The following is an 18,160-nucleotide window of genomic DNA, read 5'->3' as shown; positions in this document are numbered from 1 at the left end:
ACTAAGGAGTGGGCGTCGTGACCGCGGAGACCTCTCAGACGCTCGACCGAGGACTGCGTGTCCTCAAGTTGCTCGCCGACACCGATCACGGGCTGACCGTCACCGAGCTGTCCAGCAAGCTCGGGGTGAACCGGACCGTTGTGTACCGCCTGCTCGCCACGCTTGAGCAGCATGCGCTCGTACGCCGTGATCTGGGTGGTCGTGCCCGGGTGGGGCTCGGGGTGCTGCGGCTGGGGCGCCAGGTGCATCCCTTGGTACGTGAGGCCGCGTTGCCCGCGTTGCGGTCGCTGGCCGAGGACATCGGGGCGACGGCGCATCTCACTCTGGTCGACGGGACGGAAGCGCTGGCCGTCGCTGTGGTGGAGCCGACGTGGACGGACTACCACGTGGCGTATCGGGCGGGGTTCCGGCATCCGCTGGAACGGGGGGCCGCGGGCAAGGCGATCCTTGCGGCGCGGGCCGCGGCCGCGACGGTGGCCGATCCCGGATACACGCTGACGCACGGGGAACTGGAGGCCGGTGCGAGCGGTGCGGCTGCGCCGCTGCTGGGGGTGACCGGGGTGGAGGGGAGCGTGGGCGTGGTCATGCTTGCGGATTCTGTCCCGGAGAGGGTTGGGGCGCGGGTTGTGGACGCCGCGAAGGAAGTGGCCGAGGCTTTGCGCTAGCCAGGTGGGCGTGGGTGGGTTTTCTTTCCCCAGCCACGCCCCTTCCCGAAACTGAGGGCTGCGCCCCCAGGCCCCCAGGGGTTTGTTCGTCGGCTGCGGGCCGTCCGTGGCTGGTCGCGCAGTTCCCCGCGCCCCTTACGGGGCGCAGCCCCGCCTGTCCCAGGCCCGCCTACCAGTCCGCGGCCGGAATTCCCCCTCACGTTAGATTGATCCCGTGCTCTCTCAGCTCTCGCGCCCCCGGGCCGTCGCCCTATTCGCTCTGCCTGTCGTGGCTCTGCTCGCCACAACGGCCTTTGTACCGTTGCCGTTTGCGGTGGCTCAGCCGGGGATGACCGCGGATGTGCTGGGGGAGAACCGGGGGGAGCCGGTCATCACCATCACCGGTGCGGAGACGCACGAGACGCGTGGCCAGTTGCGGATGACGACCATCGTGGCGACCGGGCCCGATGCGGACGTGCGGCTGGCGGATGTCATCGACGGGTGGTTCGACACGGAGCGAGCCGTGATGCCGCGGGACTCCGTGTACCCGAGCGGTGACACCGTCAAGGAGATCGAGGAGCACAACGCCGAGGCGATGCGGGAGTCCCAGAACACCGCCACCGAGGCCGCGCTGGACTACCTCGGCGAGGAGCCGGACGACATCAAGGTCACCCTGAAGCTCGCCGACGTCGGCGGACCCAGTGCCGGGCTCCTCTTCTCGCTCGGCATAGTCGACAAGCTGGACGGTGACGGCAGCGGAGGCGACCTGACCGGCGGCCGCACGATAGCGGGCACCGGCACCATCGGCGCCGACGGCACGGTGGGCGCCGTGGGCGGTGTCGCTCTCAAGACGCAGGCCGCCAAACGCGACGGCGCGACCGTCTTCCTCGTACCGAAGGCCGAGTGCTCGGACGCGGAGTCGGAGCTGCCCAAGGGGCTGCGGCTGATCCCGGTGACGACGCTGAAGAGCACGGTCGAATCCCTCCGAGCCCTGGAGACGGGCACCGGATCCGTCCCCAGCTGCTGAACTCCACGCTGCTGAACTCCACCCAGAGGAGAGCGGCCGCACTGCGGGCGGTGAGGAGCCGGTCCAGCGTTAGCGAGGACGCGGAGAGGCGTTCAGAGTGGACATTGGGACGTTCGGCGTGACCGAAGGATTTGCTGTGGGCATCTGCCTGGAGCGGCTGGCGGTGATTCCGTTGGACACCGAAGAGGCCGGGAACGCGGCGCTGACCGGGGCCAAGGCGGCCAATCTCGCCCGTGCCGCCGCTGCCGGGCTGCCCGTCCTGCCGGGGTTCGCTCTCGTGCCGCAGGAGTCGGCGTCCGACCTGCCGCACGGGCCGTCCGCAGTGCGCGATGCCTGGCGTGGACTGGCCGACGAGGAGGGGCGGTCTCTGGTCGTACGGTCCTCCTCCGCGCACGAGGACACCGCCGATTCCTCGAGGGCCGGCCTTTTCGCATCCGAACTCGACGTGCGCGGCTGGGACAACTTCCTGTCCGCGGTCCAGGCGGTGCTCGACTCGTCCCGTCGGAGCCGTGGGCCCGCGCGTGGCGGAGGTGATCCGTCTGCCGGCATGGCGGTGCTGGTCCAGCCCATGCTGCGCACGGTCGTGGGGGGAGTCATGTTCGGTGCGGACCCCGTGGCGGGCCGTGACGACCGCATTCTGGTCAGTGCGGTGCGTGGCGGGCCCGAGCAACTGCTGGCCGGTACCGTCCAGGGCGTTCGCTACCAGTTGACCCGCCACGGCCGGCTGGTCGCCACCGAGCCGCGCGAACACCGCCGCGACCGGCTGTTGGGACGCCGCCGGGCATGGCGCCTCGTGCGGCTGGCCCACCAGGCGAAGCGGGTGTTCGGCGAGCCCCAGGACATGGAGTTCGGTTTCGACACCGACGACGCTCTGTGGCTCTTCCAAGCGCGTCCCATCACCGCCCTGGCTCTACGGGCCGCACGCGGTGCCAGGCTGCTGGGCCCCGGCCCGGTCGCCGAGACCTTCCCCGAGGTGCTCCAGCCGCTGGAGGAGGACCTGTGGATGGCACCGATGTCCCACGGACTGACCCTGGCCCTGGACAGTGCCGGCACCGCCCCGCGCCGGGTCCTGCGCGCGGTGCCCCCGGTCACCACCGTCGACGGGCGTGTGGCGGCCGACCTGAGACTGCTCGGCGCCGTACCGTCCGCGCACCCTGTGCTCGACTTCATCAACCCCATACCCGGCGCCCGGCGTGCCTCGGCGGCGTGGCGGGTGGGGCGGCTGCGGATCGCGCTGCCGATGCTGGCGGTGGACCTGATGGCCGATGTCGACCGCGAGCTGACCCAGATGCCGCCCCCGCAGGAGATGCTGTCCGGGCAGATACTGGCCGCCCTGGCCTGGGGCCGCAACGTCCTGTCGTCGCTGCACGCGCAGGAATCCCTCGTGGGCTCTCTGGTCGGTCAGGGCAGCGGTGCCACGGCCGTGGGCGAGGCACTGGCCGTACTCGCCGAGGGGCGATCACGCGGCATCACCGACGCGGAGCTGCTGGCTCGGCACCCCGTGCTGCTGTCCCTGTTGCCGCCCTCGCTCGAGCGGCCGGGCCGGCTGCCGCACCGTACCGGCTGGACCGGAGCACCGCGTGGCGTCGAGGCGCTGCCCGCCCGTGAGGGGCTGCGGCTGCGCATCCGCTGGGTGCAGGAGATGCAGGCGAGTCTGGTCCGTGAGTACGCGGCCCGTCTGCAGACCGCCGGCCGGCCCGACGCGCTGCGGCAGTTGTCCACGCTGCGCTGGCCGGAGCTGGCAGGGATCCTGGGCGGGGAACCGTGGACGGCGGATGTGGACGAGCGGGCGCTCCGGCCGGACTCGCGACCTCTGCCCGCCGCATTCCGGCTCTCGCAGGAAGGCCGCCCCGTCGCCGAACACATCGGCGGTCGTGGCCGAGGGCGGGCTCGGAGCCGGGATCGCGGCCACCGCACCGGCCAGGGCGCGGGCGGCGGCCTCGGCATCGGCACCGCCTGGCACGGCCGCGGCCCGCGGCCCGGCCATGCGGTCCTGGTGGTACGGACCCTGGATCCCGCCCTGGCCGCCGAGCTTCCCGAACTGGGCGGACTGGTCGCCGAGACCGGGAGCGTCCTGTCCCACCTCGCTGTGCTCGCCCGTGAGTACAAAGTCCCCACCGTCGTCGGTGTGCCGGACGCAGTCGACCGCTTTCCGCAGGGCGTCGAACTGACCGTGGACGGCACCAGCGGCACGGTCGAAACCGTGCGCAAGGGGCCCGAGAACGAACCCGTGAGCGCGGGAGCGGAAGAGGGCTTCGCGTGAAGTACGTCAGCTACCTGGTGGGAGGCGTGGCCGCGGTAGCGGCGGCGGTCTACCTTTTTGTGTATCTCTACCGCTGGGAGTGGCAACGCGCCCTGACCAGCGGAATCCTGCTCCTGGTCGTCGAAGTCTTTCTCGTGGCCGCGGTCCTGCTCTCCCGGCTCGGCCGCCTGGAACGCCGACTCGCCGAGACCGAGGCGCGCGCCGAGGAGGTACAGCGGCGGCTGCAGCAGAGCCGTGAAGCCGCACCCGATCGCTTCCGCTGGCTGGACACCCGTCGTTTCGAGAACAGGAACGACACGTTCGTGTTCGTCCCCGTGCTGATGGCCGCGGGCGCCGCGCTCTCCGTCATCGCCCTGGTCATCCAGAAGATCGCCAGTAGTACGGGTAGCGCGAGGGCGGAGCGGCTGCTGGCGGGCCGCCTGGCGAACCTCGCAGCCCCGCCCGGTGGCATACGTGGGGATGTCCCCGGCATCGAGGAGCGTCCGGCCGTTCCTCCCAGCCGACCGAGACGCACCCTCTTCAAGGCCGCCGCGGGCGGGGTGAGTACCGCACTGCTCGCCTTCCTCACCTTCTTCCTCGCCGACACGGTCCAGACCCACCCCACGTCGGCTCCTGACTCCGCGGCCAGCACCGTCGTCTTCCACGTCACGTTGCGCAACGCCGACACCGGGCCGGTGCGCGACGTGGCCGCACGCGACCTCTGGGAGACCTGCCGCCGGTCGACCGCCGGCTCGCGCGAGCACGCGCCACTGTCCAACCTGGGCGACGGGGTGTACGCGGGCGTCATCCGGCCCCCACTGCCCGGCCACGACCTGTTCCGGCTGCGTGGCTGCCTCATGGACATCACCGCGAATCGGGCGACTGCCGTCGTCCTCGGCGAGGGGCAGGTGCCACCCACTCCATGAAGCAGGTCGCAGGTCGCAGGTCCACCCGTTCCATGAAGGCTTTGGCTTGGTTAGTACCTTTTGTGCGTTTAATCACATAGCAGGGGTACTCGAACGGTGTTCCGGCTACTGTGAGCGGGACGTTTTCCCACCCAAGGTTCCGTTTCGTGTTGATTTTCCGCACCTCTCCGATCGCTCGCATCCACCCACTCATCCGCAGGACCGCGAAGATCGCGATCCTCTGCGTCCTCGGTTACGCCGCCGTGTGGCTCGTCGCCACACTCGGCATGCTCGGCATCCACGCCCTGGCTTCCCAGAAAGGGTCGTCCGGTGTGCGACTGGCCGGTATCAACCACTTCCAGGCCGTGGACGACCGTCTCTGGAGGGGATCCGCCCCTCGGGAAGCCGGATACCGCGAGCTCTCGGAACGGGGTGTGAACACCGTTGTCGATCTGCGCGCCGAGAAACTCTCGGCCGCGGCCCTGGCGGTGCCCCGGGATGCCGGGCTGAACGTCGTGCGCATGCCCATCAGGGACGGGCAGACGCCCACTACCGAGCAGGTCGACGGTTTCCTGCGGACCGTGGAGTCGGCGTCCGGTCCGGTGTTCGTGCACTGCGGAGCCGGTGTCGGGCGGACCGGAGCCATGGCCGCGGCGTATGCGGTACGCATCGGCGACGCGACCTCGGCTCAGGCGGCGCTGCGGAACCTCGCGGTGGGCCCACCCTCGATCGAGCAGGTCTGGTACGCGCTCTCCACCGGCCGCGACGACGGTGAGACCGAGCAGCCGCCCGCCGTTGTCGAAGCGATCAGCCGCCTCCTCGACGCCCCTCGCCGCATCAACGCCTCGATCTAGCCGTCACCACTCCCGCCACCACTCCCGTCAGTCGCCGTCCCCCGCCGCCTGCTCCACCAGCGGGATGATCCGCAGGGGCACGGGGTTCTCCATGACGATCGCCGTGGCCGCCCGGACGATGCCGTCGAAACCGACGACCAGGTCGATCACGCGCTGGAGATCGGCGTTGGAGCGGGCGACGAGACGGCACAGCATGTCGCCGCTGCCGGTGGTGGTGTGCAGTTCGAGCACCTCTGGGACGGTCGCCAAGTGCGCCCGTACGTCCGTGCCCTGACCCTGCCGGATCTGGAGGGTCGCGAAAGCCGTGACGGGGTACCCGAGTGCCGCGGGGTCCACCTGCGGCCCGAATCCGCGGATGACGCCGTTCGACTGAAGCCGGTCGAGGCGAGCCTGGACCGTCCCGCGCGCGACGCCGAGCCGCCGCGAGGCCTCCAGCACGCCGATGCGCGGCTCGCGCGCCAGCAGCACGAGGAGCCGGCCGTCCAGCTGATCGATCCCCATGGAGGCCTCCCCGGTGGTCATCCTGTACAGAAGTCCCGGTCGTAGGTGCCAGTTGCTGCGCATGTTGTCCAGTGAATACGCCAACTATTGCGCACCTTGCGGAACGGAGGGAGCGTATCGCCATGACTGAGACCATCCATCACACCCCTGGTACCGCGCGCGACGCAGACCCGTTCCCGGTCAAGGGAATGGACGCGGTCGTCTTCGCCGTCGGCAACGCCAAGCAGGCGGCGCACTACTACTCCACCGCCTTCGGCATGAAGCTCGTCGCGTACTCCGGACCGGAGAACGGCACCCGCGAGACCGCCTCGTACGTCCTGACCAACGGCTCGGCGCGCTTCGTCCTCACCTCCGTCATCAAGCCCGCCACCACCTGGGGCCACTTCCTCGCCGAGCATGTGGCCGAGCACGGCGACGGTGTGATCGACCTGGCCATCGAGGTCCCGGACGCGCGCAGGGCGTACGCGTACGCGATCGAGCACGGCGCCCGCTCGGTCGAGGAGCCGTACGAGATGAAGGACGAGCACGGCACCGTCGTCCTCGCGGCGATCGCCACATACGGGCAGACCCGGCACACCCTCGTCGAGCGGACGGGATACGACGGCCCGTATCTGCCCGGCTTCGTGACCGCCGACCCGATCGTCGAGCCGCCCGCCCACCGCACCTTCCAGGCCGTCGACCACTGCGTCGGCAATGTTGAGCTCGGCCGGATGAACGAATGGGTCGGCTTCTACAACAAGGTCATGGGCTTCACGAACATGAAGGAGTTCGTGGGCGACGACATCGCCACCGAGTACAGCGCGCTGATGTCGAAGGTCGTCGCGGACGGCACGCTCAAGGTCAAGTTCCCGATCAACGAGCCCGCCATCGCCAAGAAGAAGTCCCAGATCGACGAGTACCTGGAGTTCTACGGCGGCGCCGGCGTCCAGCACATCGCGCTGAACACGAACGACATCGTCGAGACGGTACGCACCATGCGGGCGGCCGGAGTCCGGTTCCTGGCCACGCCCGACTCGTACTACGACACGCTGGGGGAGTGGGTCGGCGACACCCGCGTCCCCGTCGACACCCTCCGCGAACTGAAGATCCTGGCCGACCGCGACGAGGACGGCTACCTGCTGCAGATCTTCACCAAGCCGGTCCAGGACCGCCCGACCGTCTTCTTCGAGATCATCGAACGCCACGGCTCGATGGGCTTCGGCAAGGGCAACTTCAAGGCCCTGTTCGAGGCGATCGAGCGGGAGCAGGAGAAGCGGGGCAACCTCTGACCGTCGGTTCCAAGGCGGCCCGCCTGCCCCTCGTGCAGGTGGGCTTCACACCGGCGTCCCCGGATGCGACGCTGTGATCATGAGCCGTATCGAAGCCCCTCGTGACGAAGCGACGGGGAACCTCCTCGACCGTCTGCTCGCGGGGCTGCCGGCCGAGGCGGTGCTGAGCGACCCGGACGTCACGGTCTCGTACGCCAACGACATGGCCAGCTTCTGCGAGGCCGGGACGCCCGCGGTCGTCGTGCTGCCGCGGACCGTCGAAGAGGTCCAGCACGTCATGCGCATCGCCACCGAGCTGCGCGTCCCGGTCGTCCCGCAGGGCGCCCGTACGGGACTGTCGGGCGGCGCCAACGCATCCGACGGCTGCATCGTGCTGTCCCTGATCAAGATGGACCGGATCCTCGAGATCAGCCCCGTCGACCGGATCGCCGTCGTCGAGCCCGGCGTCATCAACGCCGCGCTGTCCCGCGCAGTGAACGAACACGGCCTCTACTACCCGCCGGACCCCTCCAGCTGGGAGATGTGCACGATCGGCGGCAACATCGGCACGGCCTCAGGCGGCCTGTGCTGTGTGAAGTACGGGGTCACCGCCGAGTACGTACTCGGCCTGGACGTCGTCCTCGCCGACGGCCGCCTCATGCATACCGGCCGCCGCACGGCCAAGGGCGTCGCCGGGTACGACCTGACCCGCCTGTTCGTGGGCTCGGAGGGTTCGCTCGGCATCGTCGTACGGGCCGTACTGGCGCTCAAGCCGCAGCCGCCGCAGCAGCTGGTGCTGGCCGCCGAGTTCGCGTCCGCGTCCGCCGCCTGTGACGCCGTGTGCCGGATCATGGAGGGCGGGCATGCGCCGTCCCTCCTCGAACTGATGGACCGTACGACGGTGAAGGCCGTCAACGACATGGCGAACATGGGCCTGCCGGAGACCACGGAGGCCCTGCTGCTCGCCGGCTTCGACACCTCGGACCCGGCCGCCGACCTCGCCGCGCTCGGCGCCGTGTGCGAGGCCGCGGGCGCCGCCCAGGTCGTCCCGGCCGACGACCTGGCCGAATCCGAACTGCTCCTCCAGGCACGGCGGTTGTCGCTCACCGCGCTCGAAGCGGTCCGAGGCGTGACGATGATCGACGACGTGTGCGTGCCCCGGTCGCGGCTCGGCGACCTGATCGAGGGCGTCGAGCGGATCGCCGAGAAGCACCAGCTGACCATCGGGGTCGTCGCCCACGCCGGCGACGGCAACACCCACCCCACCGTCTGCTTCGACGCCGGCGACCCCGACGAGTCCCGCCGCGCCCGCGAGTCCTTCGACGAGATCATGGCCCTCGGCCTGGAACTCGGCGGCACGATCACCGGTGAACACGGCGTGGGCGTACTGAAGAAGGAATGGCTGGCCCGCGAGATCGGCCCGGTCGGCGTGGAGATGCAGCGCGCGATCAAGACGGCCTTCGACCCGCTGGGCATCCTCAACCCCGGCAAGGTCTTCTGAGTCGCCGCCCGGTAGTTGAAACCGTCCGGTATTTCGGGAAGGCGTGCCAGAACCTTGCCCGAACGGGGTAGGTAGTGGCGGACCGGACGTGACCCTTGCTCCGGTCTGGTAGATGTGGATTCCCCAAACGACCCCCGAGCAGATACGGGACCGACGGACATGAGCGCCCCAACCCCGGCCCCCGGCCACGACAGGCCCCGCGAAGGGTATTACCCGGACCCGTCCATTCCTGGATATGTCCGGTACTGGAACGGTGCCTCGTGGGTACCCGGCACCAGCCGACCGGCGCCGTCCGCCGGCGAATCGCTGCCGACGCCACCCGGTGGCCGCTCGGCCCCGGCCGCCACCGGTCCCGCCACCACGGAGGAGACGGGACCGCACTTCTTCGACGAGGACCCGCCCGCCGCGGCCCCCTCGCCCGCCGAAGCCCAGCACGGCAGCCGCCCCGAGCCCGCGACGGCGTGGGGCGCCGACCGCTCCCGGCAGACCGGTTTCGGCGGTGAGCAGGACCGCCGGGTCTCCTGGGGTTCCCCCGCTGATCCGCGCCTGTCGTCCGAGCCGGCCCAGCCGGAGGGCAGGTCCGAGCACACCGACGGCACGGTCACGTTCCGCGCGCCCAGGTCCGAGGACCGGGTCGAGGACAAGCCCCGGGACGCCCAAGACGGCCAGAACGCCCAGGACGCGCAGCCTCCGGCTTCCGGCGGCACGGTGGTGTTCCGCAGGCCCACGGGGCGGGTGCGGCCGGCCGCGGGCTCGGAGGAGGAGTCATCCGGTTCGCCCCGCGACGCCTCGCCCGGGTCCGGCTCGCCCCGGCCCAGGGCCGGAGCCTCCGGTGTCCCCAGCGCCCGTAACCCTCTCGCCTCCGAGGGCACGATGGCCTTCCGTGCCGTCACTCCGCGGCAGAGGCAACTGCGCGACCCTCAGGTCCCGGGCCCGACCGCGGGAGGAACCGCCGTGGGGGACACGGCTTCAGGAGGCTCGAGGGCAAGCTCGACCGCGGGAAGCCCGGCCGCCGCCCGCGCGGGCCTCTCCCAGGGCGCCTCCGCCTCGGCGGCCGGCGCCCAGAGCCCCGCCGTACCCGCCCAGTCCACGAATTCCCCGGCCGCGCAATCCACCGCCTCCGCCCCCACCGCCCCATCCACCCCCTCCACGCCCGAGCAGTCCACCCCCATGGCCGCGGGCGCCGGCGGTGGACAGCCCTCCTGGGCCCAGCAGGTGCACCGCCTCGCCGGAGCCGAGAGCGAACCGCCCGTCGTCCCCTGGAAGCCGGTGTCCGAGGACCCCTTCCAGGCCGCCGCCCGGGCGCAGGCGTCCGCGCGTCCCGCCGGGCTCGGCAAGCGGCTGGCCGCCCGGCTCGTGGACTCGCTCGTACTGGGCGCCGTCACGGGCGCGGCTGCCGTGCCGCTGGGCACCAGGGCCCTCGACCACGTCAACGACAAGATCGACGCGGCCAAGCTGTCCGGCGAGACCGTCACGGTCTGGCTGCTGGACGGCACCACGGGCGCGTACCTCGGCATCGTCCTCGCCGTCCTGCTGCTCTTCGGTGTCCTCTACGAGGCGCTGCCCACCGCCAAGTGGGGCCGTACGCTCGGCAAGAAGCTGTGCGGTCTCCAGGTGCGGGACATCGAGGGCGGCGAGCCCCCGTCGTTCGGCGCGGCCCTGCGCCGCTGGCTCGTCTACAGCGTCCCCGGACTCCTCGGCATCGGTGTCCTCGGTGTCCTGTGGGGCCTGTTCGACCGCCCGTGGCGCCAGTGCTGGCACGACAAGGCGGCGCACACGTTCGTAGCGGGGTGACCCGCGAGCCGGCCCACGCCCCAGCCGCCCGCCGACGCACGAGTCAGCCGCTGCGAGCGATAGCCCGGACGGCTCCCCGCCCATTGCGCGGCCGGGTGCTTCGCGGTCGACTCGGGGTATGACGACCGAGCCGCCGCCTTCCCCGGAAGACGATCCGTTCAAGAAGCGTCAGCCGCCACCCGGCGAGGCCGGCGGCTCCCCGTACGACACCCCGTCGGAGGGCTCGGAGGGCGGGGGCACCACACCCCCTCCGTACGCGGGTGACCCCTACGCCGGCGGCCCGTACGGCAACGAGCCCCTCGCGGGGATGCCGCCGCTCGGCGACAGCCCCAAGCGCGTACTGGCACGGCTCATCGACATGATCCTGGTGGGTGTCGTGTCGTGGCTGCTGGCGTGGGCGTTCGGTGCCACCGACTACGACGCGGACGGCGGCACCGTCGAGTACAGCGAGTCCATCGGCCAGTCCCTGATCGCCGCGGTGCTCTACGTCACGTACGACACCGTCCTGACCGCCAGGGACGGGCAGACCCTCGGCAAGAAGCTGTTCCACATGCGGGTGGCGAACCTCAACGACGGCTCGACGCCCTCCTGGCAGAACGCGCTGACCCGCGCACTGATCCTTTGGCTGCCCTTCGCGTTCTGCTGCGCGTGCATCTGGACCGCGATCACAGGTGGCTGGAGCTTCTTCGACAAGCCCTACAAGCAGGGCCTGCACGACAAGCCGGCGAAGACCGTGGTGGTCAGCACCGGCTGAACCAGTCGAGCGGCGCGGTCAGCGCTTGCTGCCGCTGGCCACCGGAACGGATTCGGTCACCGGAACGGATTCCGCAACACGCTCCGGGGCGACGGACGCGGCGACCGGCGTCGGCTTCTTCGGGACGGGAACCGTCATGGCCACGAGGAGACCGAGGGCGAGGGCGGAGAGCGCGATCACCGCGACTCCCGGACCCGAACTCGTCTGTGACAGCAGCAGCATGGCGAGGGTGGAGAAGATCACGGTGCAGGAGCCGTAGGCGAGCTGTGCGGCGGTCGGACGAGGCATGAGCGTTCCTCGGGTCGGGGGCCTCCCCCGTGCCTCTCGCCAAGGGGGAGGATGCGGATACGAATCAGGGGGCGACAACAACGGTGTCGACTTGGCAATCCGCTGATCTCCAGCGCGCCGCCAGCCGACTCTAATCCGCTGTCTGCCCGAGTGGAACGAGCGGTAAGCGTGACCTAACCCACGGTGCCGGTGCACAGGGGGCGCACGGAATCATGGCGTCCACCCACTGGACGGTGTGGCGCGCCGGTTGAGCGGTACACCAACCTCGTGGCGCTCCGTACCGGCTAACTGACACCAACACCAAGATCGCGACCGCGAAGGAGTCCCAGCGACGGCTCGGCGATCATGGTGAAGGTCTCGGCCGCGGCGAATTGAACGGCATACCAGCAGGTCAAAGCTTGATCGATCGTGACCCTCTGGCGGGTCGCGGCCGATCGTGTTTAGGTGCGTCCTGTGGCTCTCTTATTGACACTGTTTCTCACGGGGGTGTGATGTGGCCGCAGGAGGTTTCTGCAAGCTGCCGAACGGCAGTGTGGTGGTGGCGTTGAACCTGCCCACCCCCTCCGCCATGGGCGGCACCGGTTGTGTACGCATCCTCGTGCACGCACAGAACCGGGCCCGCGCGCTGACGCGGGTGCGCAACCTGGGCATGCGGGCGGTCTACCTGCGCGGCAACGCCGAGCCGCCGACCCCGGACGAAATCACCGCGGTCCTGCACCATCCCGACGGCCTCATATGGCGCACACCCCCCGGCGGCGACACCACCGCCACCGCCACGGAGCTGTGGCGCCCGATCCGGGCCCTGAAGCGGCGTACGGCTCCTCCCGGCCAGCCTTCCAAGCCCACTACTGCGCCCAAGGCTGCGAAACCGGCTAAACCACGGGCTTCCCGGTGAGCTCCACACCCGCCTCGCGCAGCTCCTCCAGGGCCCGCTCGGTGGTCTCCTCGCCCACACCGGCCGTGAGGTCGAGCAGTACGTTCGTACGGAAGCCTTCGCGGGCCGCGTCCAGCGCCGTGGCGCGGACGCAGTGGTCGGTGGCGATGCCGACCACGTCGACCTCGGTGATCTGGCGTGCGCGCAGCCAGTCCGCCAGCGTGACGCCGTTCTCGTCGGCGCCCTCGAAGCCGCTGTACGCCGCGGCGTAGGCGCCCTTGTCGAAGACCGCGTCGATCGCGCCGGAGGCGACCGCCGGGGCGAAGTTCGGGTGGAAGCCCACGCCCTCCGTGCCCGCCACGCAGTGCTTGGGCCAGGAGTGGACGTAGTCGGGGTTCTCGGAGAAGTGGTCGCCCGGGTTGACGTGATGGTCACGGGTGGCCACGACATGGCGGTAGCCGGCGGGCGCCTGCCCGATCAGCTCCGTGATCGCGGCGGCCACGTCTGCCCCTCCGGTCACCGCGAGGCTGCCTCCCTCGCAGAAGTCGTTCTGTACGTCGACGACGATCAGTGCGCGGCGCATGGTCGGTGTCCTTCCCCCTTGAGGGGCGCTGATGTTGCGGTTGCATTGCCCGTTCCCCGCTTGTTCATGCCCCCGCGGGGAAAGGCTGTCCGGAGCTGATTCCCGGGTACCCCGGTCGGGAGCTCCGCTCCCGGCAGACGTGAACGGGCGTACCCGGGCGCACGCATCGGGCGTACGCGGGCGTGCTCAGACGTATTCCGTCGGGATCACCGCCTCCCCGCGGGACAGCTGGGTCGCGGACAGCGGCAGGTTGGCGCGGGCAGCCGCGTGCCGGTCGCGTACGACATCCAGGGGCTCGCGGGCGACGACCTCGCCGCCCTTTATCAGCTCGACAAGCAGCTGACGGTCGGCCAGCTCCGCCGGGACGGCCCCCGTGCCGATCACCTCGGCCTCGGCGACCCCCTCCTCGTCGAGCCGTCGCGCGGCCCACTTCCGGCCGCCGATGGACGTCTTGCCGCCCGTCGACTTCTTCGCCACCGGCACGAGCGGAGCCTTCGGATCCGCCGACTCGGCACGGGCCACCAGTTTGTAGACCATCGAACACGTCGGATGGCCGGATCCCGTCACCAGCTGGGTGCCCACTCCGTACGCGTCCACGGGCGCCGCGGCCAGCGAGGCGATCGCGTACTCGTCCAGGTCCGAGGTCACGACGATCTTCGTGTCGGTCGCGCCCAGCTCGTCGAGCTGCTGCCGCACCCGGTGCGCCACGAGCAGCAGGTCACCGGAGTCGATGCGTACGGCGCCCAGCTCGGGCCCGGCGATCTCGACGGCCGTCCGTACGGCCTCGGCGACGTCGTAGGTGTCCACCAGCAGCGTCGTGCCCCGGCCCAGCGAGTGCACCTGGGCCTGGAAGGCGTCCCGCTCGCTGTCGTGCAGCAGCGTGAAGGCGTGGGCGCTGGTGCCGACGGTGGGGATGCCGTAGCGGAAGCCCGCGGCCAGGTCCGAGGTCGTCGTGAAGCCGCCGACGTACGCCGCGCGTGAGGCGGCCACGGCGGCCAGCTCATGGGTGCGCCGGGCGCCCATCTCGATCAGCGGCCGATCGCCCGCGGCCGAGGCCATCCGGGAGGCGGCGGCGGCGATCGCCGAGTCGTGGTTGAGGATCGAAAGGATCACCGTCTCCAGGAGCACGCATTCCGCGAACGTGCCCTCCACGCGCAGGATCGGCGAGCCGGGGAAGTAGACCTCGCCCTCGGGGTAGCCCCAGACATCGCCACTGAAGCGGTACGAGGACAGCCACTCGAGGGTCGGCTCGTCCACGACGCGGCGCTCGCGCAGGAAACCGAGGACGTCCGCGTCGAACCGGAAGTTCTCGACCGCGTCCAGCACCCGCCCGGTTCCCGCGACGACTCCGTAACGCCGTCCCTCAGGCAGCCGGCGTGTGAAGACCTCGAAGACCGAACGGCGCCCGGCGGTGCCGCCCTCGAGGGCGCCCTGCAGCATGGTCAGCTCGTAGTGATCCGTGAAGAGTGCTGTCGACGGAACATCCACCGGCAGCCCCAGGTCCGCTACATGCACGAAAGCTCTCCTCGACATGACTCTCCGGTGTCCCCGGGCCGGCCGGTCCCCAGGTCGGCCGGGGGTCCGGGGGTTGTCCCCCGGTGTATGCAGCATGGCAACGGATGATACCGCCAATCTCGTCACTCTGACGATTTCTGGGGCTCGCGGTTCTGGAGGGGCCGTTTGGCCGCCTACCCCCCTCTGGTGGCAGCATGGGCCATGTGACGGCTCCCGCACCTCTAGAGATCGAAAAGACCGAGTCGGCGGAGGAGGTCTCCGCCGTACCAGAGCCGGACGTCCCCTGGGTCACCATCGTCCACAACGACCCGGTCAACCTCATGAGCTATGTGACGTACGTTTTCCAGACGTACTTCGGCTACTCGAAGGACAAGGCCACCAAGCTCATGCTCGACGTCCACCACAAGGGCCGTGCCGTCGTCTCCAGCGGGTCCCGCGAGGAGATGGAGCGCGATGTGCAGGCCATGCACGGTTACGGCCTGTGGGCCACCCTCCAGCAGGACCGGAAGTAGCGAACTCACTCCATGCCAGGACAATTCGAACCGCTCCCCGGCGGCGGCGCGGCCGTCGCCCTCGACGAGGTCGAGATCTCCATCATCCGCTCCCTGGCGGTTCAGCTCCTGGAGCTCATCGGTCCCGGACCCGCGGAGGACGCCACCGAGGACCCGCTCGCCGAACTGTTCTCCGAGGGTCCCAGCGAGCCGCCCGCCGACCCCGTACTGCAACGCCTCTTCCCCGACGCCTACAGCGGGCCCGACGTCGAGGCCACCTCGCCCGAGCAGGCCGAGGAACAGCGCCAGTACTCCGCGGAGTTCCGCCGCTTCACCGAGAACGACCTGCGCGCGGGCAAACGGGACAACGCCCTCGCGGTGATCCGCTCCCTGGACGCGCTCGCCTCTGCCGGCGAGGGCGGGGCGGTGCTCAAGCTGTCGACGGAGGAATCCCAGCAGTGGCTGGGCGCTCTGAACGACCTGCGGCTCGCGATCGGCTCCCGGCTCGACGTCATCGACGAGGAGGACACCGACCTTCTCTACCGGCTGCCGGACGACGACCCACGCAAACCGATGGTGATGGCGTATCTGTGGCTGGGCGGGCTCCAGGAGACGCTCGTCGAGACGCTCATGCCGTGAGACGTGGGGCGCTGCCCGCAACCCGGAGGTCACCGCGCGCCCCGACCCGGAGCTCGAAAAGACCGAGGTCGGCTGAGCTGCCGCCCAGCATGTGGGCAGACCCGTACCACTCCTCGGTACGGGGCTGTGCTTTTGCTTATCCTGACCGGCATGCTCACCATCACCCAGGCCCTCGTCGACCAGATCGTCGCGCATGCGCGCCAGGACCACCCCGACGAGGCGTGCGGCGTCATCGCGGGCCCGGCGGGTTCGGACCGCCCCGAGCGCTTCATCCCCATGCTGAACGCGGCCATGTCACCCACGTTCTACGAGTTCGACTCCGGCGATCTCCTCAAGCTGTACCGCGAGATGGACGACCGCGACGAGGAGCCGGTCGTCATCTATCACTCCCACACGGCCACCGAGGCGTACCCGTCCCGCACCGACATCTCGTACGCCAATGAGCCCGGCGCCCACTACGTGCTGGTGTCCACCGCCGACACCGACGGCCTCGGCGACTTCCAGTTCCGCTCATACCGGATCGTGGAGGGCGAGGTCACGGAGGAGGAGGTCAAGGTCGTACAGGCCTACTGATCCCGCGATGCGGGCAGAAATCATCCACGATGTGAGATCACATTCCAGAACCCGGACCGGGAATCGATACGATGAGCCCATGGTTCTCCACGACGTGAGCGACAAGACGCCGGGCATGCTGCTCGTGGCGCGGCTGCACGTCGACCTGTGCAGGCTCGCCAGCGCCATCTGTTGATGCGGCCTGCCGCCGTACGGCCTTGATTGAGAGCCGCGGCGCGGTTATCGCGTACCACCTTGCTCTTCCGCGCTGTCGCGCGCCCACCGACCTGACTTCTTCCGACAGGAGCCCGCAACCATGGCCATCGAGGTCCGCATCCCCACCATCCTCCGCCAGTACACCGACGGTCAGAAGGCGGTGGAGGGCACCGGGGACACCCTCGCCGATCTGTTCGCCGACCTCGAAACCCGCCACTCGGGCATCCAGGCTCGCATCGTCGACCAGGCAGCCGGCGGCGAACTGCGCCGCTTCGTGAACGTCTACCTCAACGACGAGGACGTCCGCTTCCTCGACGGCATCAACACCAAGCTGACCGACGGCGACAACGTGACGATTCTGCCGGCGGTAGCCGGCGGCATGGTCTGACCGGGCTCTGATCCCTGATGCGCTACGACTCCCCGCTGGCCGCGGTGGGCAACACCCCTCTGGTGCGCCTGCCGCGGCTCTCGCCGTCCGCCGACGTCCGCATCTGGGCGAAGCTGGAGGACCGCAACCCGACGGGTTCGGTCAAGGACCGTCCCGCCCTGCACATGATCGAGCAGGCGGAGAAGGACGGCCGCCTCACGCCCGGCTGCACGATCCTCGAACCGACGAGCGGCAACACCGGCATCTCCCTGGCCATGGCGGCCAAGCTCAAGGGCTACCGCATCGTGTGCGTCATGCCCGAGAACACCTCGCAGGAGCGGCGGGATCTGCTGGCCATGTGGGGCGCCGAGATCATCTCGTCCCCCGCGGCCGGGGGCTCCAACACGGCCGTACGCGTGGCCAAGGAACTGTCGGCCGAGCACCCGGACTGGGTGATGCTCTACCAGTACGGCAACCCCGACAACGCGGGCGCCCACTACGCGACGACCGGCCCCGAAATCCTCGCCGACCTCCCCTCCGTGACCCACTTCGTGGCAGGCCTCGGCACGACCGGCACGCTGATGGGCGTCGGCCGCTATCTCCGCGAACACAAGCCGGACGTCAAGATCGTCGCGGCCGAACCGCGCTACGACGACCTCGTGTACGGCCTCCGGAACCTCGACGAAGGCTTCGTCCCCGAGCTGTACGACGCCTCGGTCCTGACCACACGCTTCTCGGTCGGCTCCGCCGACGCGGTGACGCGCACGCGCGAGCTGTTGCAGCAGGAGGGGATCTTCGCGGGCGTCTCCACGGGGGCCGCGCTGCACGCGGCGATCGGTGTGGGACGTAAGGCCGTCAAGGCGGAGGAGACGGCGGACATCGTCTTCGTCGTCGCCGACGGCGGCTGGAAGTACCTGTCGACGGGCGTCTACACGGCGGCGACGACGGAAGAGGCCATCGAGAGGCTGCAGGGCCAACTCTGGGCGTAGGGGGTGGGCGGGGTTTGTTTCGCCCCCGCCGCCCTTACCCGTCCCATCCCGGGGCCGGCCCCGGGCCCTGCTGGGGGCTGCACCCCCAGATCCCCTTCGGGGCTGCGCCCCGGACCCCGTTCCGGGGGCCAGCCCCCGGACCCCCGCTCCTCAAGCGCCGGAGGGGCTGATTTTTGT

19 protein-coding genes and 1 pseudogene are annotated in these 18,160 nt (G+C 70.2%); 16 read left to right on the top strand and 4 right to left on the bottom strand.

Annotated features, from left to right (window positions below):
- Nucleotides 1–17 precede the first annotated feature (17 nt).
- The 5 genes from ABD357_RS02850 to ABD357_RS02830 all read left to right on the top strand — a co-directional run bounded on the left by ABD357_RS02850 (nucleotide 18) and on the right by ABD357_RS02830 (nucleotide 5,672).
- Nucleotides 18–665 (top strand): IclR family transcriptional regulator, encoded by a 648-nt coding sequence (locus ABD357_RS02850; protein ID WP_344387247.1) that lies wholly within the window; start codon nucleotides 18–20, stop codon nucleotides 663–665.
- 214 nt (nucleotides 666–879) lie between these two features.
- Complete coding sequence (locus tag ABD357_RS02845) at nucleotides 880–1,671, top strand: S16 family serine protease (RefSeq protein WP_344387246.1); 792 nt, start codon at nucleotides 880–882, stop codon at nucleotides 1,669–1,671.
- Between the two features lie 118 nt (nucleotides 1,672–1,789).
- Nucleotides 1,790–3,934 (top strand): PEP/pyruvate-binding domain-containing protein, encoded by a 2,145-nt coding sequence (locus ABD357_RS02840; RefSeq protein ID WP_344387244.1) that lies wholly within the window; start codon nucleotides 1,790–1,792, stop codon nucleotides 3,932–3,934.
- Nucleotides 3,931–4,839, top strand: a complete 909-nt coding sequence (locus ABD357_RS02835; RefSeq protein ID WP_344387243.1) for a hypothetical protein — start codon at nucleotides 3,931–3,933, stop codon at nucleotides 4,837–4,839. Before ABD357_RS02840 ends, ABD357_RS02835 begins: the two co-directional genes overlap by 4 nt.
- A gap of 146 nt (nucleotides 4,840–4,985) precedes the next feature.
- On the top strand, nucleotides 4,986–5,672 hold the full coding sequence (locus ABD357_RS02830) for a fused DSP-PTPase phosphatase/NAD kinase-like protein (RefSeq protein ID WP_344387242.1): 687 nt from the start codon (nucleotides 4,986–4,988) through the stop codon (nucleotides 5,670–5,672).
- Between the two features lie 27 nt (nucleotides 5,673–5,699).
- On the opposite strand, the gene ABD357_RS02825 is transcribed toward ABD357_RS02830, so the two are convergent.
- Nucleotides 5,700–6,173, bottom strand: a complete 474-nt coding sequence (locus ABD357_RS02825; protein WP_344387241.1) for an Lrp/AsnC family transcriptional regulator — start codon at nucleotides 6,171–6,173, stop codon at nucleotides 5,700–5,702.
- Nucleotides 6,174–6,295: 122 nt separating this feature from the next.
- On the opposite strand from ABD357_RS02825, the gene hppD reads away from it, so the two are divergent.
- The 4 genes from hppD (at nucleotide 6,296) to ABD357_RS02805 (ending at nucleotide 11,469) form a co-directional block, all read left to right on the top strand.
- Nucleotides 6,296–7,441 carry a 4-hydroxyphenylpyruvate dioxygenase gene (gene hppD, locus ABD357_RS02820; RefSeq protein WP_344387240.1) on the top strand — a complete coding sequence of 382 codons (1,146 nt, stop codon included), beginning with the start codon at nucleotides 6,296–6,298 and terminating at the stop codon, nucleotides 7,439–7,441.
- Nucleotides 7,442–7,514: 73 nt separating this feature from the next.
- Nucleotides 7,515–8,921: an FAD-binding oxidoreductase gene (locus ABD357_RS02815; RefSeq protein ID WP_344387239.1), complete on the top strand. Its 1,407-nt coding sequence runs from the start codon at nucleotides 7,515–7,517 to the stop codon at nucleotides 8,919–8,921.
- 159 nt (nucleotides 8,922–9,080) lie between these two features.
- Nucleotides 9,081–10,715: an RDD family protein gene (locus ABD357_RS02810; RefSeq protein WP_344387237.1), complete on the top strand. Its 1,635-nt coding sequence runs from the start codon at nucleotides 9,081–9,083 to the stop codon at nucleotides 10,713–10,715.
- Nucleotides 10,716–10,833: 118 nt separating this feature from the next.
- Complete coding sequence (locus ABD357_RS02805) at nucleotides 10,834–11,469, top strand: RDD family protein (RefSeq protein WP_344387236.1); 636 nt, start codon at nucleotides 10,834–10,836, stop codon at nucleotides 11,467–11,469.
- 18 nt (nucleotides 11,470–11,487) lie between these two features.
- Here the strand turns inward: ABD357_RS02805 and ABD357_RS02800 are convergent, their stop codons facing one another.
- A complete protein-coding gene (locus ABD357_RS02800) occupies nucleotides 11,488–11,757 on the bottom strand; it encodes a hypothetical protein (protein ID WP_344387234.1) in 270 nt (89 codons plus the stop codon).
- A gap of 493 nt (nucleotides 11,758–12,250) precedes the next feature.
- Between ABD357_RS02800 and ABD357_RS02795 the strand changes: the two are divergent.
- Nucleotides 12,251–12,577 (top strand): annotated as a pseudogene (locus ABD357_RS02795) (hypothetical protein); the annotation flags it as partial.
- 52 nt (nucleotides 12,578–12,629) lie between these two features.
- Here ABD357_RS02795 and ABD357_RS02790 read toward each other — a convergent pair.
- Entirely contained in the window at nucleotides 12,630–13,214 is a 585-nt protein-coding gene (locus ABD357_RS02790; protein WP_344387232.1) for a nicotinamidase, read from the bottom strand.
- Nucleotides 13,215–13,400: 186 nt separating this feature from the next.
- Nucleotides 13,401–14,729 carry a nicotinate phosphoribosyltransferase gene (locus tag ABD357_RS02785; protein ID WP_344387231.1) on the bottom strand — a complete coding sequence of 443 codons (1,329 nt, stop codon included), beginning with the start codon at nucleotides 14,727–14,729 and terminating at the stop codon, nucleotides 13,401–13,403.
- 194 nt (nucleotides 14,730–14,923) lie between these two features.
- Here ABD357_RS02785 and clpS point away from each other — a divergent pair, with 194 nt between their 5' ends.
- The 6 genes from clpS to ABD357_RS02755 all read left to right on the top strand — a co-directional run bounded on the left by clpS (nucleotide 14,924) and on the right by ABD357_RS02755 (nucleotide 17,983).
- Nucleotides 14,924–15,241, top strand: a complete 318-nt coding sequence (gene clpS, locus ABD357_RS02780; protein ID WP_328771263.1) for an ATP-dependent Clp protease adapter ClpS — start codon at nucleotides 14,924–14,926, stop codon at nucleotides 15,239–15,241.
- A 12-nt stretch (nucleotides 15,242–15,253) separates the two neighbouring features.
- Nucleotides 15,254–15,859, top strand: a complete 606-nt coding sequence (locus ABD357_RS02775) for a DUF2017 domain-containing protein (protein WP_344387229.1) — start codon at nucleotides 15,254–15,256, stop codon at nucleotides 15,857–15,859.
- A 150-nt stretch (nucleotides 15,860–16,009) separates the two neighbouring features.
- Entirely contained in the window at nucleotides 16,010–16,432 is a 423-nt protein-coding gene (locus tag ABD357_RS02770) for a M67 family metallopeptidase (protein ID WP_344387228.1), read from the top strand.
- 79 nt (nucleotides 16,433–16,511) lie between these two features.
- Nucleotides 16,512–16,607 (top strand): putative leader peptide, encoded by a 96-nt coding sequence (locus tag ABD357_RS02765; RefSeq protein ID WP_316754057.1) that lies wholly within the window; start codon nucleotides 16,512–16,514, stop codon nucleotides 16,605–16,607.
- A 120-nt stretch (nucleotides 16,608–16,727) separates the two neighbouring features.
- Nucleotides 16,728–17,015, top strand: coding sequence for a MoaD/ThiS family protein (locus tag ABD357_RS02760; protein WP_344387226.1), 288 nt, complete (start codon nucleotides 16,728–16,730; stop codon nucleotides 17,013–17,015).
- 17 nt (nucleotides 17,016–17,032) lie between these two features.
- Nucleotides 17,033–17,983: a PLP-dependent cysteine synthase family protein gene (locus ABD357_RS02755; protein ID WP_344387225.1), complete on the top strand. Its 951-nt coding sequence runs from the start codon at nucleotides 17,033–17,035 to the stop codon at nucleotides 17,981–17,983.
- Nucleotides 17,984–18,160: the final 177 nt, after the last annotated feature.

The organism is Streptomyces vastus, from assembly GCF_039532825.1.
GTDB classification, from domain to species: domain Bacteria; phylum Actinomycetota; class Actinomycetes; order Streptomycetales; family Streptomycetaceae; genus Streptomyces; species Streptomyces vastus.
This window is presented reverse-complemented; position numbering and strand designations above follow the sequence as displayed.

Bases quoted from the DNA above. Each gene is read 5' to 3' on its own strand.
- ABD357_RS02825 (WP_344387241.1), bottom strand. From the start codon at position 6,173: ATGGGGATCGATCAGCTGGACGGCCGGCTCCTCGTGCTGCTGGCGCGC.
- hppD (WP_344387240.1), top strand. From the start codon at position 6,296: ATGACTGAGACCATCCATCACACCCCTGGTACCGCGCGCGACGCAGAC.
- ABD357_RS02810 (WP_344387237.1), top strand. From the start codon at position 9,081: ATGAGCGCCCCAACCCCGGCCCCCGGCCACGACAGGCCCCGCGAAGGG.
- ABD357_RS02805 (WP_344387236.1), top strand. From the start codon at position 10,834: ATGACGACCGAGCCGCCGCCTTCCCCGGAAGACGATCCGTTCAAGAAG.
- ABD357_RS02800 (WP_344387234.1), bottom strand. From the start codon at position 11,757: ATGCCTCGTCCGACCGCCGCACAGCTCGCCTACGGCTCCTGCACCGTG.
- ABD357_RS02790 (WP_344387232.1), bottom strand. From the start codon at position 13,214: ATGCGCCGCGCACTGATCGTCGTCGACGTACAGAACGACTTCTGCGAG.
- clpS (WP_328771263.1), top strand. From the start codon at position 14,924: ATGGGCCATGTGACGGCTCCCGCACCTCTAGAGATCGAAAAGACCGAG.
- ABD357_RS02775 (WP_344387229.1), top strand. From the start codon at position 15,254: ATGCCAGGACAATTCGAACCGCTCCCCGGCGGCGGCGCGGCCGTCGCC.
- ABD357_RS02770 (WP_344387228.1), top strand. From the start codon at position 16,010: ATGCTCACCATCACCCAGGCCCTCGTCGACCAGATCGTCGCGCATGCG.
- ABD357_RS02765 (WP_316754057.1), top strand. From the start codon at position 16,512: ATGGTTCTCCACGACGTGAGCGACAAGACGCCGGGCATGCTGCTCGTG.
- ABD357_RS02760 (WP_344387226.1), top strand. From the start codon at position 16,728: ATGGCCATCGAGGTCCGCATCCCCACCATCCTCCGCCAGTACACCGAC.
- ABD357_RS02755 (WP_344387225.1), top strand. From the start codon at position 17,033: ATGCGCTACGACTCCCCGCTGGCCGCGGTGGGCAACACCCCTCTGGTG.